The organism is Rhodothermales bacterium (assembly GCA_013002345.1).
Taxonomy (GTDB): Bacteria; Bacteroidota; Rhodothermia; order Rhodothermales; family JABDKH01; genus JABDKH01.
Map to the genome: position 1 here is coordinate 1 of JABDKH010000241.1, position 2,595 is coordinate 2,595.

2 protein-coding genes and 1 pseudogene are annotated in these 2,595 nt (G+C 59.1%); all 3 read right to left on the reverse strand.

All coding sequences use genetic code 11. The annotated features are described in order from the left end of the window. A partial coding sequence (locus HKN37_11865) for a tetratricopeptide repeat protein (GenBank protein ID NNE47343.1) occupies positions 1-1,454 on the reverse strand: 1,454 nt, incomplete at its 3' end. A 17-nt stretch (positions 1,455-1,471) separates the two neighbouring features. After that, positions 1,472-2,281, reverse strand: a pseudogene (locus tag HKN37_11870) (class II glutamine amidotransferase). 148 nt (positions 2,282-2,429) lie between these two features. Further along, positions 2,430-2,595 (reverse strand): hypothetical protein (locus HKN37_11875; GenBank protein ID NNE47344.1); only part of this gene is annotated, 166 nt, incomplete at its 5' end.

Below are 2,595 nucleotides of genomic sequence, written 5' to 3' on the forward strand. Positions count from 1 at the left end.
CGCCTCCCCGGCGCTCGCTCCAACGCCATTTCGAAAGCTGCAGCAGCCCCGTCGTAGTCCTCCACCTCCAGCAACATCTCCCCCAGTAGCTCAGCCGACGGCTTGGCTATCTCAGGAGGACCGAACGCGAACGGAAGACTACTCTCAACAGCCACGACATCGCGAAGCTCCTCAATAGCCAGATCGAGCTTGCCCTCCGCATGATCGACCACAGCGATCAACTCCGAAGTCATCACCCCTGCCGCACCTGTGTCTTCGTTCTCGCCAGCTTCATCAAGACGGAGAAGAATCACATTCAGTTCGTCTCGCGCGAGGTCCAGCTCGCCGCGACGCGCCGCCGCATAGCCCGTCGAAAAATGATTCGCCACAAATGCGACGAGGCCAAGATCGGAAACATCCACGGCTAGATCTACCGCCGGCCCTTCCCACTCCTCCGTCTCGATGATATGATGTGCCCGCATCCGCGCAAGATGAAATCGTGTACCGCGCGTCCCCGCCACATCATTGTCTGCCACCATCTGGTCGAGCTTCGCAGCCGCCTCGTCAAACCGCCCCTGCTGAAGAAGACCATAGTGTAACCACATCAGCGCGTGGAAGCTCTTGTCTCCGGCGCCGAGTCCCTTTCGCTCCATTCGCCGCACCGACGCTGCCCACGACTCCTCGTTCGACGCCACCACATCATCCCACATTCCAAGCGCGACGAAGATGTGCGATGGCATGTGCAACGCGTGCGTTGCGTCAGGAGCAATCCCGGCGTACACGCGGGCGGGCCTCAGACCGAGTGGTGCGTGAACTGGATCGTCATATGCATGGATCAGATAATGAACGGCGCCCGGATGTTCGCGATTGACCTCGAACACCTGCTCAGCGATGCCCGCCGCTTTCATGTAGGCCACGAAGTCGCGGCCATCGTCTACCGCACCGAGAATCGACAGGGCATAAAACGATGCGGCCTCCAGGTCGTCCGGATAGGCCTCATAAACCCGGCGCATCCGATCCCGATATGCGCGCTGTCGGTCCACACGCTCGCCCTCACCGTAAAGTAACTCGACCGCATCCAGGTAGTCGCGCTCTCGTTGGGTCAGAGCCTTCTGTTGTCGCTCCTCCGGTGTTCCGCCAAGTCGATCGAGAATCGCACGACCCTCATCCAGAAACTGCTGACCCCAGATCACCCGATTTCGGGTCATCGCCTCGCCCCAGTACGCCATGGCGAAGTCGGGTTCGAGATCCTGCGCCGCGCGAAAAGCCTCCGCAGCATCGTCGTACTCGAAGCTGTGAAGAAGGAGGACGCCACGATGGAACTCACGGTGCGCCTCGTCACCTGCGCTCGTCGGAAAGTCGATACTGCCGAGCTGGGCGTCCGCCCGAGGTACCGTACAGACAGCCAGAATGGCTACCAGAAATCCGCATGACAGGTTACGATACACGAGTCGCGGGCTAATTCGCAGATCCATTTGACCGTCCACTTGATTTACATGCCGGACACACGCACGGCAAAGTCAGCACCAATCTCAACAACAGATCCAGCCGGTACCGGCGTCCAGTCTTCGTTGGACGTGATCCGTTCCGACGCGACTACGACGGCATGGTACTCTTCCCTGTCCTCGAAGATGGCGTGCTGGCTTCCGCACACCTCACACCAGTGAACCCGTTCGCGATCCACGTACCACAACGACCGACCCAGTTTGGATGCGACGAACTGGTGCCCATCGGTCCAAATGGCATTGAGCGCGAACTCCGCAGATGGAGCTTCCGTCGCCGACCAGCTCGCAACAAGATTACAACAGTCGGCCAGCGTCTTCACCATAGGGGTCCCGTTCTTCATGTGCCGCGTGAGCAAAAGATAGAAGAAGTGCTCACTGTCTGTCGAGCCTTGAATGTGACTCCGTAAGGACGGCTCGATTTCGCTCAGGATACGATCCTTGAGCACCGGGAAACCCTCAATCGTGCCGTTGTGGCTGAAGGCAAATCTCTCGAAAACAAAGGGATGCGTGTTCTCCGGTACGACGGCGCCTATGGTCGCACGGCGAACGTGCGCCATGACGGTCCGCGAGTACGCCTTTGCAGCCGCCCAGCGAAAGTCCTCCCCGTCGAACGCCGGTCGCTTCTGCCGATCCGCATGAGGAAGATGGTTCGTGTACGTGACCAGACCCCACCCATCCGGATTACTATTCCCGTGTTCATCGCGCCGACTTTGAACTATCAGTGAGTTCTGGGACTGGATCAATTCGCACTCGACTTTCCGGGGCACCGTAGAATGAAATCCGTAGAGACGACACATTTCAGTTGATCAGAGCGCTAGAGCATCGAATCGCGACTCACATAATACAGCTTGGAACGACAACCTTTCGGCCGGAGATCGTGGACAGTCACCGCGACGACGACACAAGTTGCACTACCACTCCGCCCAGATCGTTCAACCGGAAACCCTACGCTACCCGGTACTTCGTCAGACGCCAGAAGTAGAGCATAAGCGCCCCGAAAACCACCGCCGAAATCAGCATGCCCCACTCGCCGGCCCATTCATGCCCGATGCCTTTCGGACTCGCCGCCTTGTAGGCCGCCCAACCCGCGATCGCGACTCCGAACAGCCCC